24 protein-coding genes are annotated in these 24,584 nt (G+C 43.7%); 15 read left to right on the top strand and 9 right to left on the bottom strand.

Annotated elements, in window-relative coordinates; translation table 11 throughout:
* The first annotated feature begins 160 nt into the window (after nucleotides 1–160).
* Nucleotides 161–1,690, top strand: coding sequence for a pyruvate kinase (locus IM500_RS07145; protein WP_287738029.1), 1,530 nt, complete (start codon nucleotides 161–163; stop codon nucleotides 1,688–1,690).
* Between the two features lie 163 nt (nucleotides 1,691–1,853).
* Here the strand turns inward: IM500_RS07145 and IM500_RS07150 are convergent, their stop codons facing one another.
* On the bottom strand, nucleotides 1,854–2,048 hold the full coding sequence (locus IM500_RS07150; RefSeq protein WP_002738625.1) for a hypothetical protein: 195 nt from the start codon (nucleotides 2,046–2,048) through the stop codon (nucleotides 1,854–1,856).
* Nucleotides 2,049–2,284: 236 nt separating this feature from the next.
* On the opposite strand from IM500_RS07150, the gene IM500_RS07155 reads away from it, so the two are divergent.
* The 4 genes from IM500_RS07155 to IM500_RS07170 all read left to right on the top strand — a co-directional run bounded on the left by IM500_RS07155 (nucleotide 2,285) and on the right by IM500_RS07170 (nucleotide 5,466).
* Nucleotides 2,285–2,860, top strand: coding sequence for a hypothetical protein (locus tag IM500_RS07155; RefSeq protein WP_287738030.1), 576 nt, complete (start codon nucleotides 2,285–2,287; stop codon nucleotides 2,858–2,860).
* A 1-nt stretch (nucleotide 2,861) separates the two neighbouring features.
* Nucleotides 2,862–4,541 carry a glycosyltransferase family 39 protein gene (locus IM500_RS07160; RefSeq protein ID WP_287738031.1) on the top strand — a complete coding sequence of 560 codons (1,680 nt, stop codon included), beginning with the start codon at nucleotides 2,862–2,864 and terminating at the stop codon, nucleotides 4,539–4,541.
* Between the two features lie 11 nt (nucleotides 4,542–4,552).
* On the top strand, nucleotides 4,553–4,762 hold the full coding sequence (locus IM500_RS07165; protein ID WP_002739214.1) for a hypothetical protein: 210 nt from the start codon (nucleotides 4,553–4,555) through the stop codon (nucleotides 4,760–4,762).
* A gap of 305 nt (nucleotides 4,763–5,067) precedes the next feature.
* Nucleotides 5,068–5,466, top strand: a complete 399-nt coding sequence (locus IM500_RS07170; protein ID WP_287732806.1) for a hypothetical protein — start codon at nucleotides 5,068–5,070, stop codon at nucleotides 5,464–5,466.
* Nucleotides 5,467–5,572: 106 nt separating this feature from the next.
* Here IM500_RS07170 and IM500_RS07175 read toward each other — a convergent pair whose 3' ends face one another.
* The 5 genes from IM500_RS07175 to rpmH all read right to left on the bottom strand — a co-directional run bounded on the left by IM500_RS07175 (nucleotide 5,573) and on the right by rpmH (nucleotide 8,211).
* Nucleotides 5,573–6,067 (bottom strand): Jag family protein, encoded by a 495-nt coding sequence (locus tag IM500_RS07175; protein ID WP_190721724.1) that lies wholly within the window; start codon nucleotides 6,065–6,067, stop codon nucleotides 5,573–5,575.
* Nucleotides 6,067–7,215, bottom strand: a complete 1,149-nt coding sequence (gene yidC, locus IM500_RS07180) for a membrane protein insertase YidC (protein ID WP_190721726.1) — start codon at nucleotides 7,213–7,215, stop codon at nucleotides 6,067–6,069. The genes IM500_RS07175 and yidC overlap by 1 nt, the downstream gene beginning before the upstream one ends.
* An 84-nt stretch (nucleotides 7,216–7,299) precedes the next feature.
* Nucleotides 7,300–7,695, bottom strand: coding sequence for a PH domain-containing protein (locus tag IM500_RS07185; RefSeq protein WP_190721728.1), 396 nt, complete (start codon nucleotides 7,693–7,695; stop codon nucleotides 7,300–7,302).
* Nucleotides 7,685–8,047 carry a ribonuclease P protein component gene (rnpA, locus tag IM500_RS07190; RefSeq protein ID WP_147069143.1) on the bottom strand — a complete coding sequence of 121 codons (363 nt, stop codon included), beginning with the start codon at nucleotides 8,045–8,047 and terminating at the stop codon, nucleotides 7,685–7,687. The genes IM500_RS07185 and rnpA overlap by 11 nt, the downstream gene beginning before the upstream one ends.
* A gap of 26 nt (nucleotides 8,048–8,073) precedes the next feature.
* Entirely contained in the window at nucleotides 8,074–8,211 is a 138-nt protein-coding gene (gene rpmH, locus IM500_RS07195) for a 50S ribosomal protein L34 (RefSeq protein WP_002739276.1), read from the bottom strand.
* Nucleotides 8,212–8,301: 90 nt separating this feature from the next.
* On the opposite strand from rpmH, the gene IM500_RS07200 reads away from it, so the two are divergent.
* Both IM500_RS07200 and IM500_RS07205 read left to right on the top strand, forming a co-directional pair.
* Nucleotides 8,302–10,266 carry an amylo-alpha-1,6-glucosidase gene (locus IM500_RS07200; protein WP_287738032.1) on the top strand — a complete coding sequence of 655 codons (1,965 nt, stop codon included), beginning with the start codon at nucleotides 8,302–8,304 and terminating at the stop codon, nucleotides 10,264–10,266.
* A gap of 90 nt (nucleotides 10,267–10,356) precedes the next feature.
* The gene (locus IM500_RS07205; RefSeq protein ID WP_287738033.1) at nucleotides 10,357–10,998 is read left to right on the top strand and encodes an HAD-IA family hydrolase; all 642 of its coding nucleotides are present in this window, start codon (nucleotides 10,357–10,359) and stop codon (nucleotides 10,996–10,998) included.
* A 94-nt stretch (nucleotides 10,999–11,092) separates the two neighbouring features.
* Here IM500_RS07205 and grpE read toward each other — a convergent pair whose 3' ends face one another.
* Nucleotides 11,093–11,815, bottom strand: coding sequence for a nucleotide exchange factor GrpE (gene grpE, locus IM500_RS07210; RefSeq protein ID WP_061432560.1), 723 nt, complete (start codon nucleotides 11,813–11,815; stop codon nucleotides 11,093–11,095).
* 240 nt (nucleotides 11,816–12,055) lie between these two features.
* On the opposite strand from grpE, the gene IM500_RS07215 reads away from it, so the two are divergent.
* From IM500_RS07215 to IM500_RS07230, 4 genes are all read left to right on the top strand, one after another.
* Entirely contained in the window at nucleotides 12,056–14,071 is a 2,016-nt protein-coding gene (locus IM500_RS07215; protein ID WP_287738034.1) for a GspE/PulE family protein, read from the top strand.
* A 159-nt stretch (nucleotides 14,072–14,230) separates the two neighbouring features.
* Nucleotides 14,231–15,331, top strand: a complete 1,101-nt coding sequence (locus IM500_RS07220) for a type IV pilus twitching motility protein PilT (RefSeq protein WP_002797770.1) — start codon at nucleotides 14,231–14,233, stop codon at nucleotides 15,329–15,331.
* A 180-nt stretch (nucleotides 15,332–15,511) separates the two neighbouring features.
* A complete protein-coding gene (locus IM500_RS07225) occupies nucleotides 15,512–16,726 on the top strand; it encodes a type II secretion system F family protein (RefSeq protein ID WP_190718190.1) in 1,215 nt (404 codons plus the stop codon).
* A gap of 87 nt (nucleotides 16,727–16,813) precedes the next feature.
* On the top strand, nucleotides 16,814–17,350 hold the full coding sequence (locus tag IM500_RS07230; RefSeq protein WP_287738035.1) for a hypothetical protein: 537 nt from the start codon (nucleotides 16,814–16,816) through the stop codon (nucleotides 17,348–17,350).
* Between the two features lie 42 nt (nucleotides 17,351–17,392).
* On the opposite strand, the gene IM500_RS07235 is transcribed toward IM500_RS07230, so the two are convergent.
* A complete protein-coding gene (locus IM500_RS07235; RefSeq protein WP_190718188.1) occupies nucleotides 17,393–19,963 on the bottom strand; it encodes a TIGR03960 family B12-binding radical SAM protein in 2,571 nt (856 codons plus the stop codon).
* Nucleotides 19,964–20,310: 347 nt separating this feature from the next.
* Between IM500_RS07235 and IM500_RS07240 the strand changes: the two genes are divergently transcribed.
* From IM500_RS07240 to IM500_RS07255, 4 genes are all read left to right on the top strand, one after another.
* Entirely contained in the window at nucleotides 20,311–21,093 is a 783-nt protein-coding gene (locus IM500_RS07240; protein ID WP_002739028.1) for an ABC transporter ATP-binding protein, read from the top strand.
* 46 nt (nucleotides 21,094–21,139) lie between these two features.
* Nucleotides 21,140–22,471 carry an MlaD family protein gene (locus tag IM500_RS07245; RefSeq protein WP_287732793.1) on the top strand — a complete coding sequence of 444 codons (1,332 nt, stop codon included), beginning with the start codon at nucleotides 21,140–21,142 and terminating at the stop codon, nucleotides 22,469–22,471.
* Between the two features lie 182 nt (nucleotides 22,472–22,653).
* Nucleotides 22,654–23,757 (top strand): non-hydrolyzing UDP-N-acetylglucosamine 2-epimerase, encoded by a 1,104-nt coding sequence (gene wecB / locus IM500_RS07250; protein ID WP_287629053.1) that lies wholly within the window; start codon nucleotides 22,654–22,656, stop codon nucleotides 23,755–23,757.
* Between the two features lie 3 nt (nucleotides 23,758–23,760).
* Complete coding sequence (locus IM500_RS07255) at nucleotides 23,761–24,246, top strand: crossover junction endodeoxyribonuclease RuvC (protein ID WP_002763127.1); 486 nt, start codon at nucleotides 23,761–23,763, stop codon at nucleotides 24,244–24,246.
* 230 nt (nucleotides 24,247–24,476) lie between these two features.
* Here IM500_RS07255 and IM500_RS07260 read toward each other — a convergent pair.
* The coding region (locus IM500_RS07260) for a transposase (RefSeq protein WP_271928149.1) at nucleotides 24,477–24,584 on the bottom strand (108 nt) is incomplete at its 5' end.

Here is a 24,584-nt window from a genome sequence, read left to right on the forward strand (position 1 = left end):
TGCCTTAGTAAGTAGGTGGGTGGAATTAAATATAAGATGAACGTAGGTTGGGTTGAAGTATGAAACCCAACGCCCGCATGGGTTACGCTACCGCTAACCCATCCTACAAATAATTGTGCCTCCCTACTTAATTGACGATTTTTACTTTTTACTCAATTTTATGTCTTTAACTCTCTCAGAACAACTCAAACGAGAACAATTATCCTACCCCCAAACTCTCCTCCATCATCTGCAAAGGTTACGGCATTTTGTGACAGTGGAAGGAGAGGAGAAATTGCAGCAGTGGAAAAACCTAATTGAAAGGGAGAATTTTCAACCTAGCACCCGTAATTTAGCCTATTATCTCGCCCTGAGACAAGAAGATATCCGGGATTTACAATTAGCTTTAATGCCCTGGGGATTATCTTCCCTAGGCCGGATTGAATCGAAAGTTTTACCGACCCTCGATGCGGTAATTGCCACTTTAGGGGCGGTTTGTCATCAAGAAGCCTCATTATTACCCAAACATCCCCCTTTAGAGGCATTTTTCCAAGGAGATCAACTTTTAGCCTCCCATAGCGCCGAAGTTTTCGGTCTGTCTTCCCCCCGGCGTCGGGTGCGAATTATGGTGACAATGCCGACGGAGGCGGCAACCGACCCCGATTTTATCGCTCAATTACTGCGTTGCGGGATGGACTGTATTCGCATTAATTGCGCCCATGATGGACCCAAAGAGTGGCAGGGAATGATCGAAAATCTGCGCGAGGCGGTCAAAAATACCGAAAATTTAGTCAATGGACATACCTGTAAGGTTTATATGGACTTAGCCGGCCCAAAAATCCGTTTAGAACAGATTTTAGCCCCCCAGTCCCAAACCAGACTATATCAAGGGGATTTTCTCCTCTTAACCACCCAACCCCCCCACACTGCCCATCCTCAGTATTTTCAGGCTAATTGTTCCCAACCGGAAATTATTCCCCAAATTCCCGTCGGGGCGAAAGTTTGGATTGATGATGGTCATATTGGGGCTGAAGTTATTGCCATAATGCCAGAAGGTCTTTTACTAAAAATTACCCACGCCAGGGAGAAAGGGGAAAAACTCAAAGCAGATAAAGGCCTAAATTTCCCCGATACCGTCTTAAATATCGATCCTTTGACCGCAAAAGACCGGCAGGATTTAGATTTTATTGCCGAAAATGCCGATATTATCGGTTACTCTTTTGTACAAAAAGCCAGCGATATCGAGACACTACAGCTAGAGTTACAAAGTCGCTTGGGGGATGCTTGGCGACAAAAAGCAATTGTGGCCAAAATAGAAACACCTTTAGCCGTGAAAAATCTTCCCGAATTAATCATCCATGCCGCCGGTAAACAACCTTTTGGGGTGATGATTGCCCGGGGCGATTTGGCCGTAGAAATTGGCTATCAAAGACTCGCAGAAATTCAAGAGGAAATTCTCTGGTTATGCGAAGCGGCCCATATTCCGGTAATTTGGGCTACCCAAGTCCTAGAAAATCTGGTCAAGAAAAGTATTCCTTCCCGGGCCGAGATTACTGATGCCGCTATGGCCGAAAGGGCTGAATGTGTCATGCTGAATAAGGGGGAATATATCCGGGAAGCGGTGACAATTCTCGATGATGTTTTACAAAGAATGCAGACACACCAAGCTAAAAAAACGCCCCAATTACGCGCTCTCCATTCTTGGGTTTAAGCAGTTATCAGTTATTAGTTATCAGGAGCCGGTCGTCAGGAGCCGGTCGTCAGGAGCCGGTCGTCAGGAGATTATTTTTATTTATTCTCCCCAGTTCATAATTCATAATTCATAATTCATAATTCCTCACACCTTTTAAACAGGATTGAGAATCAGAGGCAAATTAACGCATATTATTGACCGCACCACTAACCAAACCAGCGCTAACATAGCGACCATAACCATCAAGACGGTTTTGTTGAGCGATTCGAGAGGGATTATTGACGAGATCGGCAACTCCCACACCCATCATCACCACGGAGATAACTGCGATTAAGTAGTTACGGACAAAAGTTGGATTTTGGTGGCTGACTAACATGGTTGTTACCTCTCTTTCCTGTCGATAACCTTAGAATACGAGAGGGTTTGGGGTGATGTCAGTCCCATAATTCCGGGTGACAGAAGTGGAAAAAAGTGGAATCCACAGATAAGCTATGATTTTGTGTCGATTAGAATCGGTAGATAGGGAATCGGGAACAGGAAAAGGGCAATATTCGTCATTAATCTGGTTAAATAATCAGTAAATTGCCTAAAAACTGACATATTCTCCAGAATATGACCCTAGAAACAGCGATTATGACCATAAAATTTCTCTGGCCTTTAGTTTTAGGATTATCTATTGTTATTATTGACAATGGGCAATATTTGAGAGCAGAAACGGTAACTTTGAGCGCCAGTCAACGGCAACAACTGCGATCGCTAGATGCTAAGATTATTTTACCTAACTATATCCCTCCCGGATTTCGGGCCAGCGAGATTAAAATCCTCGCAGAAGAGGGGAATGGATACGCAGTCCTCTTTGAAAATGCCGAGAATAGCTGTTTTTTGGTGGAAGGAATCGAAAACGCCAGGGGCGATGATGGTTTAGAATTAGAGGGAACCCTAGCGCTCAATTCTCCACTATTTGGAGAAGGATACTGGCTCAATTATGGTACACCCAAAAACTCGGAATTAAGGCAACAATTCCCCGAACCCGATTTGTATTCCGATTGGATGAAAATGGGAGAATATTTTTATCGTCTCAGTGGGGCATTAATTGCCCGGGAGGAGTATGATTATCCTAATTGCCGTCAGGATATTTCCCCATCGGAAGCGGTTAAAATAATCGAATCTTTTGGAGATAACAATTAAATTGAATTTATCTACAGTCATTTCTGATCTACAACAAAGAAGCAAGGAGCGGTTAGCTTGGTCTGATTTTTGCTGGTTAGGATTAGTAATAATTTTGGGACTGGTTATTAGGTTAACACAATTAACTAGCAAACCTCCCTGGACGGATGAATTTGCCACTATGGTTTTTAGTATTGGCAATAATTACCAGATAGTGCCGTTAAATCAGATAATTTCCCTCGCCACTTTATTCGCACCTCTCCAGAGCAATGATCGGGCAACTATTGGCGATGTAATTAAATTAGTTATTCAGGAGGACAATCATCCACCTTTATATTTTATTCTCGCCTATCTCTGGAATAAATTATTCTTTGATCGGGGAGAATATGTATCTTTAGAAGGAATGCGATCGCTGGCAGTTTTTTGGGGAGTTATTTCGATTCCTTTAATTTATTTTATCAGTAAATTGGTCTTTAAATCAGGCTCGATCGCTTTTCTGGCGGCGATTTTAATGGCGGTTTCTCCCTACGGGGTTTTTATCTCCCAAGAAGCGCGCCATTATACTTTAGCGGTTGTATTTGTCCTCATATCTTTAGCCTGTTTTCTTAGGGCAAGCGGCCAAATTATCCACCATCAAAGAATATCCCATACTTTGGTTTTTTTCTGGTTAATTGTCAACTGTCTAGGGTTATTAGTCCACTATTTTTTTAGTTTAACTATCCTAGCGGAAGCAATAACTTTATTATTGATTTTATTCAATCAAATCCAACAAAAAAACTTTTGGATAACTAATTGGTGGCGTTTAAGTTTAGTTTTTTTAGGTAACTTGAGCTTTATTATTATTTGGTTTATCACGTTTGTACCCAAAGATTATGGCAATCAGATGACCGGTTGGATTCAGAGAGACAATGATAGTTTTTTAGCAGTAATTAGCCCCTTTTTTCAATTGCTGGGAACATTAATTACTATGCTTTCTCTGCTCCCCGTTGAATCAGAATCTTTAATAATTATCTTGATTTCTGGGGCAATAATGATCGGTTTTTTTCTCTGGATTATCCCACAATTAAAAACAGCGTGGCTAGAATCCTATAAACCAGAATTAGGCATTCTCTCGGCATTTTTTCTCAGTTCAATTGCCATTTTTTTTGTCATCACCTATCTGCTCTCGATCGATATTACCCGGGGAGCTAGATATAGTTTTGTTTACTTTCCCTCGGTAATTTTAATTCTAGCAATTTTATTAGATAATTGTTGGCAAAGGCAGCGGAAAAGAATAGTAATTATTGTAATTATCATGGCTTTAGTTAGTTCCCTAAGTGTGACTTTTAATTTAGGCTATCGTAAGTATTATCGCCCGGATAAATTAGTTACCACTATCGAAAATAATAGCCGTTATCCGTTAGTAATTGCCACTAGCTATAGGAGTTTAGTGCAGGTGGGAGAAATGATGGGAATTGCTTGGGAATTTAACCAAAAATTTCCCGATAAAAACCCTAAGTTTATCTTAGTTAACTCAGAACAAAAGCCAGATTTTAATCTGCCCTCTTCTCCCCCTTTTGAATTATGGTTAATCAATTTCCATTCTTCAATAGATTTATCGGACTGTCAACTCTCAGAGTTATCCTCCAATTATGTGACAGGTTATCAATATCAAAAGTTTCTCTGTGGGCGATCGATGGATTATAATAGTAAAGTTAAGTAGGGCTATTAACTATGATTATTTGGGTAAATGAACAGATTGACCCCTGCGGTTTAGTACAAGCTTGTATTGCCTGTCAAGACGAACAAGCGGCAAAAGATTGTCATCAAAGTTGGTTAACCAGTCTTACGGACGAACAAAAACAAGCGGGGTGGGTGGCAGTTTTAAGAACCGTAGAATCTTGGGATGATGTACCTGTAAATGCTCTGAAGTTAAGTTATTAACTAGGGTTTGCGGCAAAAAGTTTTTCGTGGGTGTGGGGTGTTTTTAAAGTTGGATGGGGAGTTAATCCCACTATTAACAACGTCAATCGATGACAAAATTTTGGCTGCCAGAGCTTTGAGAGCAAAAACAGGCGAAAAGACAGAAGAGAAAGGAGATATCTGGCTAAAATAACGTCAGTTCCGGTTAAGCAGATTGTGCCATGACTTTCAGGAAAGAATAGGACTGACTGGCTAGGGTAAAATTAGGGTTTCGGCTTATCTCGAACTGAGGTTAAAATAAAAAATATTTCAGTTATCAATTTTTCGTGAATATCAGAAAAGAAATCACTTTATTGATGATGTCCATGGCATTTTCGGGTACATTTTTCGGTGAGGTTTTCGCAGCTCCACGTCTTGACTGGCACAGTGCCGATTTTGAAGGTCTGCGAGTAATTGCCGAGTCAGCTTGGAAGACCGAATACGAAGCAAAGAAACGCGGGGAAGAACTACACTTCAAATATGGGTTTCAAAATCTGGGTATTCTTTGGATTCCTTACTATCGTAATCTATCGGGAAAATCGCTCTATCAAACAATTATCGTTCCAGAGGGCAATTGTGATCGATTTTTACAAGAGAATATTCGACGAATCAATCGCGATGCCTACTGCTTTACACCCAGTAATCGTGGTTTAGCCCCCAACCGTCGAGGTGGTCGGATTTTCTAATTTTATATCTCCCTGGCTGTGGTAATTCTCAACTCAATTTTAGAGTGAGCAAGAAGGCTAAAGCCTAAAATAAAAAAGAGGGCAGGTTTTATCCCACCCTTTGGTCTTATTTTAAACGAATTACTAACCGGCGATCGGGTTCCACGCCGCGACTTTCCGTGGTTAAATCGTTTTCTTCCTGAAAAAAGGCATGAATTTGGCGACGTTCCGCCGAAGATAGGGCTTTTAATTCTATTTCCTGCCCTGTTTGCCGCACTTGCGTCGCCGCTTGATTCACCCAGTCGAAAAGTTCTGCCTGTCTTTGTTGACGATAGCCATTGATTTCGACAATATAGAACTGATGTTCTGCCGACTCGACACCAATATTCAGAATCGTATTAGCTAGGGATTGAATCGCATCCAGTCCCTCACCCTTGTTAGCGAGGAGAAGTTCCACTTGTTGGGGACTCAATTGACTACTATCAATAATTAACCAACAGGAGGAAGGTCCAGTTCCCAATTCCTGCACACCAATCTGGACATCTGCGGGCATGGCTATCAACTTTAGCAGTTTTTCCAGCCATTGTTTAGCTTTCTCGCTATTTTGCTCCCATATACTCATTACGATGTTTTTTCCTTTTTCTTGCTAGAACGTTTTTCAAAGGGGAGAGCATCGCGGGATTTTTCCGTTTTTTCCTGTTCCGCTACCAATTTTTGCAGGTTTTCCGGTAACGGTTCCCGCATCAAAATCACCGTTTGAATAGTTTGGAAGATGTTCGCGGTTAAGATATACATCAATACCCCCGCTGGTAAGGGGAAAAACAGGAACATCATACTAAAAATTATCGGGGTGATTTTATTCACCGTTTGCTGTTGTTGGGCTGCCCCCCCCGAAGGAGCGCCGGCACCGGATAACTCTTGGTTAACATAGATACTAATACCGAAAGCGATCACCATCGCCAAGATATCCCAGTGAATTTCACCATTGGCACCGGTTGCCCCAATTCTTCCCAGGGCCTCAATAAAGAGAAAACCCGTATTAGCGGCAATCCCCGGCACGATAACTTTAATACTGGCATCTCCGGGGGCTAAAGCGACGATGGAACCGTCTTCATTAACTTGCACCAGTTCTTGCCCTTTAACCACCTCGTAGGTGGGTTTTAGGTTATTTTCGGGCGCTTCCGTGGCTAATTGGCCCAAAGACTTGCCCTGGTCGTTTTGGAGGTCGATTTTTACCTGTTCTCCCGGGGCGATTTTATTGCCTTGGGGTAAAAAAGCGGTGATGGGATAGTGGAGAGACTCGTCAATATAGACGTTTTGGGGTTTGGTGGCATAGGGTTGGCGCTGCACGAGGGCGATTTGTTCGGTTGGCAGCACTTGTAAATCGACGGTGTAGTTAATATCCGAGAAGGGGGAACCCCGCAGCGTCGCAAATAAGGCCAAAAGAATCGGCATTTGTAATAACAGGGGTAAACAACCCGCTAGGGGATTGCCCAACTCCTGCATTAATTTGCCCATTTCCTCCTGTTGTTTTTGCGGGTCATTTTTGTAGCGTTGTTGAATTTCTGTCTGTCTTTCCTTCATCAAGGGTTGAGTGATTCGCATTTTTCTCATATTGCGAATCTGGCCGGCGCTGAGGGGAAAGACGGCAAATCTCACCACCAGCGTTAAAGCAATGATGGCGAAACCGTAACTATGCACAATCCGAAAGAAAAAATCTAGGATTGGCAACATGATATTTGTGGAAATAAATCCGACTCCAAAATCCATGGGTTTAATCTATGCCTTCTCGTTTAATGGGGTTGCACTGTAACAAATCTAATTTATCGAATCTCGGCGATCGATTATTTTGTTTTATTGACTGATGATCGATTCTAGGGGACGACCGGTTTTATCGGCGACTCTTTCGGCAATATAGTCATGAATTTCCCGGAATTTCGGCATCGAGCGCATTTCTAAACGACTTCTATCCTTGAGAGTTACGACAATATCCCCCCAAATACCAATTCCTCTCGGCATTTTTGCCACTTTTGCCACTTCTGAATAGATAATATCTGTGCGATCTCGTCCCATCCAACCCCCGGTGATCGAAATCCGCCGATCGGTTATCTTATATCTTAACCAGATTGCCCGTACCACTGCCCCAACGGTCAAAGGTAAACAAATCACCGTAAATCCTAGCAGGATATTGATGATTAGGTCGCCGATGTGCGGACCCCCTTCATAAAAAGTTTCTTCTTTAATGCCCATGAATTATATTGGCCTTCACTAACAACTGCTTTAATTCTCGCAAAAAATGTTCATAATTGCACTCGATCGCCCCTGGACGGATAATGATTATCCCTCGCCATCCTGCTGCTATTTCTGGCAATAACTGCCGAATTACCGCTCGTATTTGCCGTTTGAGTCGATTACGAACCACCGCTTTTTTACTAACTTTCTTGCTAATCGAGATACCAAAACGACTGGGGAGAGGGTGATCTGGGCAAGAATCCTCTAAACTAATTAAGGTTAAGTGGGAACCGTGATAACGCCTCCCTTTTCCATAGACAGCTTGAAAATCCTGTCGATGTTTTAAGCGATGAATTTGGGGTAGTCCCACGAAAATTAGTCGGTTCCCAGAATAACCTAAACACTTAAACGATAGCGCCCTCTTTTCCGACGAGCTTTAATTACTTTGCGTCCGTTGACGCTACGCATTCTCGCTCTAAATCCAGAAGTGCGCTTCTGTTTGCGCGTGGTTCCTTCTAAAGTACGTTTACTCACTGCTGATTTTTCTCCTTAAGATAGAGTTACTCTATAGATATAAAGACACAATTTTTGATTATAACAAAATTACTAGGAATTGGGAAGCCCATGGTCAAGCTCCGTTTTGGTCGAGATATCTGCAATTATCTCCCAGTGGCTGAAAAGCGCGAATGGTTAGTCACTAATGGAATCGGTGGTTTTGCTGCGGGAACTGTGGCCGGATTGCTAACTCGCTGTTATCATGGCCTCTTGATCGCTGCTTTGGCTCCACCGACGCAAAGAACGCTTCTTGTGACTAAAATCGATGAATCGGTACAATATAACCAGAAAATTTATCATCTGGCCAGCAATCGCTGGTTAGGTGCTACGATCGAACCCCAAGGCTATATTAATATCGAAAGTTTTCATCTGGAAGGCACAATTCCCGTCTGGACTTTTACCTGTGGGGATGCCTTACTAGAAAAGCGCCTTTGGATGGAACAGGGAGAAAATACCACCTATACTCACTATACCTACCGTCGTGGCAATTCTCCCCTAACTCTCAATCTGACTGCTTTTGTCAATTATCGTGATTTTCACGGCAATACCCAGGGTTTTAACTGGCAAATGGCTATTAGTCCCCTGGAAAAAGGAGTAAGAGTGATTGCCTATGACAATGCTGTACCTTTTTATCTATTAATCAGTCAGGGAGAGGTTTTTCCCGCTCATATCTGGTATTATCGCTTTGATTTGGCCGTGGAACGTTATCGGGGTTTAATCGATCGAGAAAATCATCTCCATGGGGCTAGTTTTTCGGCTACTCTTAGAGTGGGAGAATCGGTGACAATTGCCGCTAGTACCCGTCCCGATCCGAATTTAGACGGTCAATCTTCTCTAGAGTCTCGCTATCGCTACGAAAATAGTCTGATTAATCCCCAGCAGCCCGAATGGATTCAACAACTTACCCTCGCTGCCGACCAGTTTATCGTTAGTCGTCCTCTCCGGGATCAACCGGAGGGCAAAACGATAATCGCGGGTTATCCTTGGTTTGGTGATTGGGGTCGCGATACGATGATCTCCCTAAGAGGATTAACTTTGACTACAGGCAGATCTGCGATCGCGCGTCAGATTTTACTAACTTTTTCCCGTTATCTAGACCAGGGTTTATTGCCGAATTTACTGCCCGATGGGGGAGAAATGCCCGAATATAACGCTGTCGATGCTATTCTTTGGTATTTTGAAGCCATTCGTTCCTATTTTAACCAAAGCCAAGATTTTGAGTTTCTCAGAACTATTTATCCCGCTTTAACGGAAGTGATCGCTTGGTTTCGTCGCGGTACTCGCTACAATATTCACCTAGATGACGATGGTTTGATCTATGCCGGCGAAGCGGGAGTACAATTGACTTGGATGGATGCCAAAGTTGATGATCTGGTGATTACTCCCCGCATCGGCAAACCCGTAGAAATTAATGCCCTTTGGTTCAATGCCCTCAAAATAATGGTTCAATTTGCCCATTATTTGGGCATGGATGCCACTGATTACGAAAAAATGAGAAAAATGACCTTAAAAGGGTTTTCTCGCTTCTGGGACGATTCTCTAGGGTATTGTTACGATGTTTTAGATACGGACAAGGGTAATGATGCCAGTTTACGACCGAATCAACTTTTTGCCCTGTCTTTGTCGGTGGAGGAGTTATTAAATTCCTCACAGAAAAGGGCTATTGTCGATATTTGTGCTTTAAAATTGTTGACTTCTCGCGGTTTGCGATCGCTAGATGCCGATCATCCTGATTACCTTGGCGTTTACAGTGGCGATCGCTTAAAAAGAGATAGTGCCTACCATCAGGGGACAGTCTGGGGATGGTTATTAGGGGCATTTATCGAGGCCCATCTGAAAGTCTATCGCGATCCCATTCTAGCTGAGAGTTTTTTAACACCGATGATCGACCATCTTCGGGATAGCTGTATCGGTAATTTAAGCGAAATTTTCGATGGTAATGCCCCTTTTACCCCTAGGGGTGCTTTTGCCCAAGCATGGACAGTGGCAGAGGTATTAAGGGTTTGGCAAGTGATCCGAGAATTTTCGCCATAATCCTTTAAAATGAGCAATTGTTAGGTGTGTTAGACCAGCTAAAGGACCGACCCTAAAAACCTCAGTCAGACCGTTATAGACAAAACTCTCATGGAGAAACCGCAAGTTATTTTTCTCGATGCTGTGGGGACTCTTTTTGGAGTAAAAGGCAGTGTCGGAGCAATTTATAGTCAAATAGCAGCTGATTTTGGGGTAGAGGTGGCGGCCGAGAGTCTAGAACAATCTTTCTTGGCTATTTTCCCCACTTCTCCCCCCCTAGCTTTTCCTAAGGTTGAACCGGCACAAATTCCCGAGTTAGAGTATCGCTGGTGGCGATCGCTGACTGGGGCAGTTTTTAATAATTTAGGTTATCTGGAACGATTTCCCGATTTTGAGGCTTTTTTTGGCGAACTTTATCATCATTTTGCCACGGCCGAGCCTTGGGTCCTGTACGAGGATGTCATTCCCGCTTTAAGACTCTGGCAGATTCAGGGGATCGAGTTGGGCATTATTTCTAATTTTGATAGTCGTATCTACCAAGTTTTGGCCGAATTAGGCTTAGAATATTTTTTTCGATCGATCACGATTTCTTCCCAGACAGGAGCGGCTAAACCCGATCCGGAAATTTTTCAAATCGCCCTACAAAAACATGATTGTTCCCCCGCACAAGCTTGGCATATTGGCGATAGTAAAAAAGAGGATTATCAAGGGGCAAAAGCCTTGGGTATAGAAGCGTTTTTAATTAAAAGATAAAAGCGAGAAAAAGTCTTTCAGTGGGAAGAGGGGATAGGGAGGAAACACATATCCCCTCTTCCCAAATACCTAAACAATTTTTGATGTGGAGGTGTTAGACTGATTCCTGGGATGGGATGGCAGTCGCTTCTGACTGAGCAGCGTTAGGATCTGTCTCTTTGGGGGCGGCCACTTTTACCAAAGCATGACGCAAAACATCTTCTCCGAGAGTGTATCCTCGCACTAACTGCTCCACCACCGTGCCTTCGGGATGTTCATCGGTGTACTCCCGCATCATCGCTTCGTGGTAGGTGGGATCAAAGGGTTGACCTTCCGGACGCATGGGGGAAACGCCTAAACGCTTGAGACTCTCCACTAAGATTTTATAGACCCCTTGGTAACTCTTGTGAATACCCATCTCGCCATCATTAGCCGGTTTAATTTGAGTACGGGCGCGCTCAAAATTATCCACCACGCCAAGAATTTCCATCAGGGTTTTGCCCTTGATTTTTGTTTCCAGTTCCTCTTTTTCCTTGGCTGTGCGTTTGCGAAAATTGTCGAACTCGGCCGCTAGAGTGATATAGCGTTTCTTGTAGGCATCAACCTGCTGGGTTTGTTCCTCTAACTGCTGTTTGAGAGTGTCGATTTCCTCTTGTAGAGCATCGATAGTCATTCCCCCTAGAAGGGAAAATTCCTCGCTAGAGGCTGCCTGGTTCGTCACCGTTTTGGCTTCATCGGTGACACTGGCTTCCGATTCGGTGGTAAGGGATTCGGGGTAATTAGGAAAGGATTCTTGGTTTTCGTCGAAAATTACTGAGTTATTCGGTTCTGCACTCATAGTATACAATTTTATTGGGTAATTTGGCAATATATGACCATTTACTGCTAATTTTGGTCTTTAAGTACCAGCTAATAATCAAGGTTTAACCTTTAATGTAACATTTTGTGGACAAGATCCGTAACTGGATATAAGCGACCCCGATAGATAATCGGTGATCTAGAAAAATTTTTGCTAGAATGCAATTCTCTCAGTAAAATTGGGAACATTTAAGGGTAGTGGAGAGGTTAAGAATCGTCTATGACATTTTCTTCCAAGAAAACCCGTGCCGTTGCCCTGCGCAATTACTTTTCGCCCTTTGGTAACAAGTTGGTGCAGTCGGGCTATATCGGTGCCGACCAGATGCAACAGGCCCTAGTGGAAACACGGAAATCGGGACGATCGCTAGTAGAAATATTACAACAACTAACCGGGCGCCCTTTGCCCCCGGATTTACAGCGACAGTATAAGAAAAACCAGTTATTTGAACTAAAAATTCTCTACGGAGTCGAATCGCTCGACCCCGAATTAACCGATGTGGATGGACTGGAAATAGCCCGATTGATCGATTCTTTGATTCCGATCGATCTTTGTCGTCGCTATCGTCTCATCCCCCTGCGAAAGATCGAAGGAGAGCCGGCTGCGATTTTGATAGCCATGGTCGATCCCGACAACCTCGAGGCTTCCGACGATATTAATCGTATTCTCCGTCCCAAGGATTTAGGTTTACAGCGTTTGGTGATTACCAGCGAAGATTATGAAAGATTACTGGAAAAATTCCACTCGGCTCAATCGGAACTAGAACAGGAAAAAGCCCGACTGCAAAAAGAAAAAGACCTGGAAAAACTCTCGGATCTCACCGATATTGTCGGCAATATTGATGTGGCCTCCGGGGGTGCTAACGATGAAGTGGCCGATGATCTCGGAGAAGGGGACGCTAATCAAGCCCCCGTCATCAACCTCGTCAATAAAATTCTAGCTAAAGCCCTACAGGAATGGGCTTCCGATATTCACATCGAACCCCAAGAAGAATTCCTGAAAATTCGCTTTCGCAAAGATGGAGTTCTTCATCAAGCTTTTGATCCACTGCCGAAAAAAATTACCCCGGCGGTGACAGCCCGTTTTAAAATCATGGCCGATCTCGATATCGCCGAACGTCGTCTTCCCCAAGATGGTAAAATTCGGCGGATATATCAAGGGCGGAAAGTGGATTTTCGGGTTAATACCCTACCCAGTCGCTACGGGGAAAAAGTCTGTTTACGGATTCTCGACAACTCGGCTACCCAGTTGGGTTTAGATAAACTAATCACCGACCAAAAGACCCTGCAAATCGTCCGAGACATGGCCAGTCGTCCCTTTGGTCTGTTGCTGGTGACAGGCCCGACCGGTTCGGGGAAATCCACCAGTTTATACTCGGTGTTAGCCGAAAGAAATCACCCCGGGGTCAATATTAGTACGGCCGAAGATCCGATCGAATATTCTCTACCGGGCATCACCCAGGTGCAGGTAATTCGCGAAAAAGGCATGGATTTCGCCTCGATTTTGCGGGCATTCATGCGACAAGACCCGGATGTGATTCTGGTGGGAGAAACTAGGGACAAGGAAACGGCCAAAACAGCGATCGAGGCCGCCTTAACCGGTCACTTGGTCCTAACTACCCTACACACCAACGATGCCGCAGGTGCGATCTCTCGTCTCGATGAGATGGGGGTTGAACCGTTTATGATTTCTGGTTCTCTCTTGGGAGTCTTGGCCCAGCGTCTCGTGCGGCGCGTCTGTACCGAGTGTCGGCTCGCCTATCACCCCAGCCAAGAGGAATTGGCCCGTTTTGGTCTTGCCGCCGCCAATGAACGGGAAGTGACCTTTTATAAGGCTAATACCCTAACCATAGAAGAAATTCAACAGGCACGAAAACAGGGCAATCTCTGCGTTAAGTGTAGCGGCAGCGGTTATAAAGGTCGCGTCGGTGTCTATGAGGTAATGCAGAATAGTGAACGACTACAGCAGTTAATTAACCAAGGGGCAACCACCGATCGCATTAAGGAGACGGCCGTCGATGAGGGCATGGTGACACTCCTAGCCTACAGTTTAAATCTGGTGCGCGAGGGTTACACCACCCTCGAAGAAGTGGAACGGGTGACATTTACCGATTCCGGTCTGGAAGCGGAACTAAAAGCCAAACGGAAAAGCGGTTTAATCTGTCGTGGTTGTCGCGCCGAACTACAACCAGAATGGCTCGATTGTCCCTATTGTATGACACCGCGATTTAGTGATTAAGACAGTTTTTCAGTTATCAGTTATCAGTTATGAGATTTGAGTTTTAAGTAAGGAGTATTAAGTGAGTAGTCTTAAATAGCACTTTCCCAATGTCTTTTCACTATTCACTGGTTACTGGTTACTGTTCACTGATTTTACCTTATAGATGGGGTTTAACTTATGGAATTAATGATCGAAGATTTAATGGAACAATTGGTCGAGATGGGCGGTTCCGATATGCACATTCAGTCTGGGGCGCCGGTCTATTTTCGCATTAGTGGCAAACTGTCCCCGATTAATGAAGAATCTTTAACCCCGCAAGATTGTCAGAAATTGATTTTTAGTATGCTCAATAATACCCAAAGAAAAGAGTTAGAGCAGAATTGGGAATTAGACTGTTCCTACGGGGTGAAAGGATTAGCAAGATTTAGGGTCAATGTTTATAAAGAAAGGGGGGCTTATGCAGCTTGTTTACGGGCTTTGTCCTCTAAAATTCCTAACTTTGAACAATTAAATTTACCTAGAGTAGTACGGGAGTTATCGGAAAGACCGAGGGGATTAATTCTCGTAACTGGCCAAACAGGTTCAGGTAAAACTACCACTTTAGCGGCAATTTTAGACTTAATTAATCGGACTAGGTCTGAACATATTTTAACTGTAGAAGACCCAATTGAATACGTTTTTCCTAATATAAAAAGTCTGTTTCACCAACGACAAAAAGGAGAAGATACCAAGAGTTTTGCTAACGCTTTAAGAGCATCTTTACGGGAAGATCCTGATATTATCCTTGTGGGAGAAATGCGGGATTTAGAAACAATTAGTTTGGCAATCACGGCGGCAGAAACCGGTCACTTAGTCTTCGGAACCCTACACACTAGCTCGGCAGCGGGAACAGTGGATCGGATTATTGACGTTTTTCCGGCTAACCAACAGGCACAAATTCGCGCCATGTTATCCAATTCTTTACTAGCAGTTTTTAGTCAAAACCTAGTCAAGAAAAAAAATCCTAAACCGGGGGAATTTGGTCGGGCAATGGTACAGGAAATCATGGTGGTAACTCCAGCGATCGCTAACCTAATTCGGGAAGGAAAAGCCCCCCAAGTCTATTCAGCAATTCAAACGGGAATGAAGTTAGGAATGCAAACCATGGAACAGGGATTAGCTAATTTAGTTGTTAGGGGTGTTGTCTCTTTGGAAGAAGCCATTTCTAAAAGCGGTAAACCCGATGAATTACAACGTCTTATCGCCGGGGCTGGTGCTAACGCTAAAGCCCGGATTTAATAACAAATAGTAACCTTTAAGCGTTCGTCAGCCCCTATCAGTTATCAGTGAACAGTAACCAGTAATCAGTGAAAAGAAAGTACCGAAGTTTTCACTTAACACTATCTACCCACTTAAAACTCCAATCTGATAACTGATAACTGATAACTGATAACTGATAACTGATAACTGATTTGTCCTATGCCTAATTTTGTCGCACAAGTTAAAAACGGCTCTGGAAAAGTTTTCCAAGAGAAAGTTGAGGCCATGTCTCCCGAACAGGCCCGGTCGATGCTGAAGGCGAAATATGCCGCCGTCGGTAAGGTCAAAAAAGTGGGGGGAGAGATCGATCTTTCCGGTTTAAAGTTGATGTTTGCCAGCATTTCCATCAAAGATAAAGCGGTTTTTTCCCGTCAATTTTCGGTAATGATTAATGCTGGTGTGGCGATTGTGAGATGTTTGGGAGTTTTGGGGGATCAATGCGGTAATCCCAAGATGAAAAAAGCCCTACAAGCGATTAGTGCTGAGGTACAGCAAGGGAGTCCGTTATCGGAAGCGATGGCCAAACATCCCGAATGTTTTGATGAACTTTATGTCAGTATGGTCGAAGCTGGAGAGACGGGGGGGGTACTCGATGAAGTGCTGAACCGTCTCTCGAAACTTTTGGAAGATATGGCCCGCTTGAAAAACCAGATTAAATCAGCGATGACTTATCCGGTAGCGGTGGGAATTTTGGCGGTAATTGTGTTTTTCGGGATGACAATTTTTTTAATTCCCGTGTTTGCGAAAATTTTCATCGATTTAAACGTGCCACTACCGGCCTTAACGCAATTTATGCTCTTTTTAAGTGGTGTGATGCGTAGTTGGTTAATTTTAATTCCGATTGTCACCATTGTTGCCACGGTTTTTTTACTGCGTCGCTATTACAAAACCCCGATGGGTCGTCTGCAAATTGACCAGTTTTTCCTTAAAATGCCTCTTTTTGGTGATTTGAATGAAAAATCGGCTGTGGCTAGATTTTGCCGGGTTTTTGGGACTCTGGCGCGTTCTGGTGTCCCGATTTTAAGTTCCCTCGACATCGTTTCTAATACGGTGGGTAATCAGGTAATTGCCAATGCGATCGCTGGTGCCAAAGCGGAAATTCAGCAGGGGGGAATGATGAGTTTGGCCCTACAAAAAGCCAATGTTTTCCCACCTTTGGCAATTCAAATGATTAGTATTGGCGAGGAAACAGGAGAATTAGATGCCATGATGATGAAAGTGGCGGATTTCTACGAAGATGAGGTGGAACAGGCCATTAAAGCTTTAACCAGTATCATTGAACCCTTGATGATGGTTGGTGTTGCGGGGATGGTGGGAACTATTCTTTTGTCTATGTACCTGCCCATGTTTAAAATCTTCGATGCGTTGGGATAAGTTGATCAGTGATCAGTGACTATTGCCGGTAGCTGGAAATCGGCAAGATTTGAATTTTCATCTCCTTTTATTTGATTAGGTGAATCTGTGTCTTACGAAACTTTATTAGCGGAATATAGCTGTCGTGAGGGGGCGATCAAATTATTGCGACAATATCGCCCCTATTTAGAGTTAATTCCTAGTATGCGTCGTCCTGAAGAGAGTTTAATTACTATTCCCTTGCCCTTGGTCAGAATTCGTCCATCTTCTGCCCTTGAATCTAGAAAGACGGTACAATTAGCCTGTGATTTGGCGATTCTGATGTGTGATCCGGAATGGAAAATTAAATTAGGTTCAGAAATCCTGATTTTTATCCATCGTCCGGGGGAAGATTTTTCTGATTTGTTGAAACGCTGGCGCGAAACACAAATATGTTTAGATAAAGAATATGAATGGTTAATGCCCCCCAGAGAACAACATATGTTTAGTGAAGGTGCAGAAACAATTCATCCTTTATTTGTGGTTTTTGATCAAACGGCCGAGAGAATAAAAAAGGGTTTAAGAGGGGCTTTTTTACCGATGGTTGTTCAAAGTTATCGGCCAGCTTTGATTGATGATTGCTTAGAATTAGTCGATCAAGATTAGCTGACTCTCTGGGGTGAGTATAAAGGGAACAGTTGACGATGGTTAAGTTCCTAAAATCAAGCCCTGACGATGGCAATTAAGCAGCGAAATTTCCTGTCCAGAAACCCTTTCTAACATCTCGACGAGATGATCGGGCTGTAGTAAAGTGCCATCATTGCGACAACTGCCCACATAGCACAAAACGGCTTCCTTGTCAACAGTTTTTAACTCTAATTCATATAATTGTTCTCGCAGATTAATCGTGACTTTTTTGCCGGATTTGGTGGTTTTTTCCCGTTCCATCACCGTTGCTTGCTTAATCGCCTCGAGCCAATTTTGCCATTGTTGGCAGTCGATTCCCTCACTGTTAAAAGTGAGCAAATACTCCGCTTTTTCCAACAAACGGGTGGCAGCCGGGGCATTTAAGGGAATTTCTTCCACCTGATAAACTGGTAAATCTGCGGGCAATTGTGCGCTTAATTGCTGTTTAAACCTCTCTAAATCGATCACTTTTGTCAATTCAAAATCGACAATCTCACCGCTACTGGTTGCTCCCAAGGATAAAGCATTGGCGATCGAAATGCGCGGACCAGGGTGAAATCCACCGGTAAAGGAAATGGGAATAGCAGCCCGACGGACGACGCGATCAAATAAACGCACCAGATCCAAGTGGCTAACTAGGGCCATTTCGCCAATTTTGCCAAACCAAACCCGAATTCTTTGGGTGCGTTCTTGATTGGGTTGAAAATGTCCGGCAAAAGCGGGAATCGGGGGCGCTTCAATGACGATATTATGACCAAAATCGAGGCTACAAACGCCACAATGGGAACAACCCTCAAAAGAACAATCGGGGACCGTTGCCGCGTCTAGGGCGCGTTTTAAGTCCTCCTGTAGCCATTTTTTATCGATACCGGTATCCAGATGATCCCAGGGCAAAGGACGCTCTAAAATATCTTTGTCTGCATCGGCAAAAATATGCCATTCTCCCTGTTCTATCTGACGATATTTCCAAGTTAAACCGGATTCTTTGATCGCCTGTGACCATGCTTGATAGGCTTTCTCTGTATTATCCCACCAAGCATCCATCCCGGCTCCCAATTGCCAAGCGCGCAGCACCACTTTCCCTAAACTTCTGTCACCGCGACCGATAAAATCTTCCATGGCCGAGATGCGGACATCGGTATAATTGACTTTTACCCCTCTCATGCCTTGGAATTCCTGTCTTAATAACTCCTGTTTGCGGATAAATTCGGCCGTCGAGACGGAATGCCACTGGAAGGGGGTATGGGGTTTAGGGGTAAAATTAGAGATAGTTAGGGTAAAATCGAGGGGTTTCCGCTTCGGTAAACGACATTCCCGACGCAACCAACGCAGGGTTTCCGCGATACCGATGACATCCACATCGGTTTCCCCTGGCAAACCGATCATAAAATAGAGTTTGACCTTATCCCAACCCTGTTCGACAGCAGTTTTTATCCCTCTGAGTAATTCTTCGTTGGTTAACCCTTTGTTAATCACATCGCGCATTCGTTGGGTTCCCGCTTCCGGTGCAAAGGTTAAACCCGATTGACGATTGCCCCCAATTATGTTAGCAATATTTTCGTCAAAGCGATCGACTCTTTGACTGGGTAAGGATAGAGATATATTCTCATTCTGGAGACGGTTTTTAATCTCCATACCCACGGCAGGTAGAGCTAGATAATCGGAGCAACTGAGAGATAATAAGGAAAATTCGTTATATCCCGTCGCTCGCATTCCTTTTTCAATCGATTCGATTACTGCTTCCGGTTGCACATCCCGCGCGGGACGGGTTAACATCCCCGGTTGACAGAAACGACATCCCCTAGTGCAACCGCGACGAATTTCCACCACCAGGCGATCGTGAACCGTTTCCACGAAGGGAACTAAACCGATAGAATAGGCTGGGATAGGAGTCGCTACCCGGCGTAAAATTCTTGGCGGTACATCGTCACGATTGGGGATAACTGCACCGATTGGGGTGACATCGTAGAAACGCGGGACATATACCCCCGGAATTTGGGCTAAATCTAGTAATAGTTCTTCTTTGCTTAGATTAGCTAGTTTACCTTCTTCTAAAATTAAACCGATTTCTGGCAATAATTCTTCGCCATCACCAAGGGCGATAAAATCAAAAAAGTCGGCATAGGGTTCGGGGTTAGAGGTGGCAGTTTGTCCCCCGGCAAAAATTAGCGGATAGTTACCCGAGTCTCTTGCTCTCCAAGTCAAGGGAATTGCCGCTAGGTCGAGCATTTCTAAAATATTGGTGGCTCCTAGCTCATAACTGAGACTAAAACCCAGAATATCAAAATCTGTGAGGCAACGACGGGATTCTAGGGCAAATAAGGGGGTTTTTGTCTGTTTGAGTTTTTGGGCTAAATCCGGTGCGGGTAAATAAGTGCGATCGCAGAGTTGGCGGGGTTGAGCATTGAGGATATTGTAGAGGATAATATGGCCGAGGTTAGATGCCCCCACTTCGTACACTTCCGGATAGGTTAACACCCAACGCACCACAGCACTTGCCCATTCTTTATGTTTAGCGCCTAACTCGTTGCCCAAATAACGCGCTGGTCGAAAAATGTCGGGGGTAAGCAGTTGGTCTAAAGCAATAGTCACGGCAATCTACCTCAGATATCGTCAGCAATGGGTGCTTTTCTACTATAGCAGCCAGAATCGAGTCAGTATTCAGGAGTCGGGAGATAGGGTTTTGGGGTGATAGGGTTTTGGGGTGATAGGGTTTTGGGGTGATAGGGTTTTGGGGTGATAGGGTTTTGGGGTGATAGGGTGATAGGGTGATGAGACAGCTTCCCCACTTCCCCACTTCCCTATCTACCCCACTTCCCCACTTCCCCACTTCCCCACACCCCACTTCCCCACACCCCACTTCCCCACTTCCCCACACCCCACTCCCCCACTTCCCCATCTCCCTAAAATTCCAGAGGCTATAAGATAATTAAGCGACGATGAAAGAACCGTTAATTGAATTGAGAGGAGTATCGAAAAGATTCGGGGATAATGTTATTCTCGATGGTTTAGATTTAACCATTTATCGAGGGGAGGCCCTGGTAATTATCGGGCCGTCGGGAACGGGAAAATCAACGGTTTTACGGTTAATTGCGGGATTAACGGGGATAAATGCTGGAGAAATTCGTATTAAAGGTCAATTGCGTCAGGGATTGCTAGAAGATGGTCGAGAAGCGATGCGAACTTCCTTAGTTTTTCAACAAACGGCCCTGTTTGATTCTCTCACCGTCGGGGAAAATGTCGGTTTTTATCTTTATGAACAAACTAATTTAAAAAAAGCCATAATTAGGGAATTAGTGGAAAAAAGCCTGGAAATGGTCGGTTTACAGGGAATTAGTGACCTTTATCCTTCGGAACTATCGGGGGGAATGCGTAAACGGGTGGCTTTTGCCCGCGCTATTATCACTAATCCCGATAATCCGGCTGATAATCCTGAATTACTGCTGTATGATGAACCTACCGCCGGATTAGACCCGATAGCTTCCACAATTATCGAGGATCTAGTGCGGACTCTCCATGAAAAATCAGGGTCTGCGAACACTTATGTGATGGTTTCTCACCAACAAAGCACCATCCGACGCACCGCCGATCGAGTAGTATTTCTCTATCAGGGAAAAGTGCAATGGCAGGGATTAGTGGCAGATATCGATCGTACCGATCATCCCATGATCCGGCAATTTTTTAGCGCCAGCATTGAAGGCCCGATTAGGACAATCGTTTAAGCTAGATTAAGCTAAATTAAGAACTATCGAGAATGAGAGAAAAATCATGCAGAGTTCGCGAGCTTTACGGGAAGGAAGACTAGGTTTGTTTGCTCTAGGCGGATTATTGGTCTTTGGGGCGCTCGCTATCTGGGTTCGCGGGGGAGGATTTGGTCAAAGAACCTATCAATTAATCTTCGAGTTTGCCGACGTGGAAGGGTTACAAGTCGGGGCGCCGGTGCGTTTTCGCGGGGTGAGAGTGGGAAGAATTACAAGTTTTATCCCGGGAAGCAATCAAGTGGAAGTTATTGCCGAGATTGCTTCTGCTACTTTAGTTATGCCTAGGAAGGTAACTGTTACTACCAATCTTTCCGGATTAATTGGGGAGGCAGCCATCGATATCACTCCCTTAGTTTCTTTAAGTGCTGAGGCCAAAAATCTCGACCCTCTGGCTCCCGACTGTGATCAACAGTTAATTCTCTGTAATAATACTCGTTTACAGGGGACAACAGGAACACAATTAATGTCTAGTGTTGGTCGTTTAGTGGATACTTTTACCAGTCCTGAATTTGTGGGTAATCTCAATGATGTCACCAAAAATACCGCTATAGCAGCTCAAAAAATCGCCCGTTTATCCGATGATACCTCCCAGACTATCCGTAATGCCCAAAGAGAAATCTCTCGTCTATCTTTGGAATTAGCTACCACCAGTCGCTCGGTCACTAATACGGCTAATAATGCCTCCCGTTTTGTCAATACTTTAGATAATACCGTTCAGGAAAATCGCAGTCAAATCAGCAGGACTTTTCAACAATCTTCCCAATTGGTCGCTAATCTCAATGCTGTTCTCAGCGAAAATCGCGGACAAATTGTTGATACTCTCGGTAATATTAATCAAGCTAGTTTAGGTATTGGTAGTCTCGCTAATAATCTCAATAATACCGCCCTGAGGTTGAATGCAGGTTTAGATGAAATTGATACTAAACAAGTCATGCAAAATATCGAGACTATTTTGAATAATGCGGTGGAAACATCGAATAATTTACGAGAAATTACTAAAACTATTAACGATCCTGCTACAATTGTCGTACTGCAAAAAACTCTCGAATCCGCTAGGGTTACTTTTGAAAATACTCAAAAAATCACCTCCGATATCGATGAGTTAATCGGTGATCCCCAATTCCGCGAGAATTTAAGACGTTTAATCGATGGCTTAAGTAATCTGCTTTCTTCCGGGGAACAATTAGAATATAATTTGCGTATCGCTCAAACTTTAGATACCATGACTCAAGAGTTAGCTAAACAAAAAGTTTTGACCATCTCTCGACCTTTAAATCCTAAGCAAATGCAACTCTATCCCCAATTTATCGTTCAACAACCACAAACGAGTGAAAAATGACAAAACAGCACAATTCAAGAGATAGAATATGAATTATGAATTATGAATTGTGAATTATGAATTATGAATTAGGGAGAATAAATAAAAATAATCCTCCTGTCTCGGAGTCTCCTGTCTCGGAGTCTCCTGTCTCGGAGTCTCCTGTCTCCTGATGGCTAAAATAACTGATAACTGATAATAATATGTTGAAATCAATTTGTATTACTCTTGGAACTCGTCCCGAAGCGATTAAATTAGCTCCCGTTATTCGTGCTTTTCAAGAATCGGAACAGTTTCAAACCCATGTAATTCTGACGGGACAGCATAAAGAAATGGTAGCGCAGGTGATGGAATTATTTGCTTTCAAAGCAGATGAAAATCTCGATATTATGCAAACTCGTCAAACGTTAACTGATATTACTTGCCGCAGTTTACGGGGTTTAGAAACGGTTTTTGAGCGCATAAAACCAGATTTAATTATTGTGCAAGGTGATACTACCACTGCTTTTGCTGCTGCTTTAGCGGCTTTTTATCAACAAATTCCTATCGCTCATGTGGAAGCAGGATTAAGAACTAATGATATCTATAATCCCTATCCCGAAGAAGCTAATCGCCGCCTAATTTCTCAACTGACTACCCTACATTTTGCTCCCACTACTTTAGCCGTGGAAAATTTACAAAAATCCGGGGTGACAGGAAATATTCACCACACCGGTAATACGGTTATTGATGCTTTATTAAGCGTAGCCAAAACCGCCCCAGAATGTCAAATTGCGGGCTTAAATTGGTCAGATTATCGGGTTTTATTAGCTACGGTTCACCGCCGGGAAAATTGGGGCGAACCCTTACAGGATATTATCAAAGGATTCACTTTGTTGTTAGAAAAATATACCGATACAGCCCTATTATTACCCCTCCATCGCAATCCCACCGTCCGAGAACCAATAAAGTCCGCTTTGGGCAATCATCCCAGGGTATTTTTAACTGAACCTCTCGATTATGCCGAGTTAGTGGGGGCGATTCAACGCTGTTATTTATTATTAACTGATTCTGGGGGCATTCAAGAAGAAGCCCCTAGTTTAGGAAAACCGGTTTTAGTATTGCGAGAAACCACGGAAAGACCGGAAGCAGTACAAGCGGGAACAGCGAAATTAATTGGTACTAATCCAGAGCAAATTTTAGCACAAGCGGGAGAATTATTAGGGGATAAAATCGCCTATGATCGTATGGCTAATGCAATTAATCCTTTTGGAGATGGACAAGCATCCCAAAGAATCCTCCAAATCGTCCAAGATTTTTTGGCTTAATCTATGACTACTTGGTTGGGTATCGACCCCGGATTAGCGATTGTCGGTTGGGCTATTCTCCGGGATAATAGTGAGTTAATGCCGATTTTAGTCGATTACGGCACGATCGAAACTTCTAAAAATCTTTCTACTGCCCAGCGTTTGATTGAAATTGAACGGGATTTAAAGGAGTTAATCGCAGAATATAAACCGGGGGAAATTGCCGTGGAAATGCCCTTTTTTAACCGGCAAATCAAGGCAGCCGGTGGAGTCCTGCAAGCATTGGGAATTATCAATCTAGTTAGCTGTCGCGATGGGGGAATTGAACCGATTTTCCTCCATCAAGCTAGTTGGAAATGTCATCTGGGCCATGGTAGGGCCACTAAAGCGGAGGTGGCCGAACAAATTAAGTATTTATTCGGATTGACAAAAATGCCCATTAATGATGCTGTAGATGCTATAGCGATCGCATACGCTGCTTTCAGTGGCGTTCGCAATCAAATCTCTTGAAGCAATTTGACGAAATTGGCGCAAAAATTTAGCTGACAACTAAAAGCCATCTTTAAGCTTGCACTATCTTAGTTCGATGGGACGGTTGAAGATAATAAGGCCTTCAAATATCTTTGATTAGCGTTGGGTTTCCTTCCTCAACCCAACCTACCATATCAGCGATCGCACCAAAGGGTTTAAGTGTGGAATTGTGATAATTGGCTCTTCTGGTTTTCGTGTGTTAATTTTTGTTATGAATTAAAGCAAGCAAACAGCTTAAGTCGAAGATGTTGAAAATTGGTAAATCCATAACTCATTCTTTTAATAAGCTTTATTTTGGTATTCATTCCCTCAATTAA

Origin of the sequence: Microcystis sp. M179S2, from assembly GCF_020245805.1 — a bacterium.
GTDB lineage: Bacteria > Cyanobacteriota > Cyanobacteriia > Cyanobacteriales > Microcystaceae > Microcystis > Microcystis aeruginosa.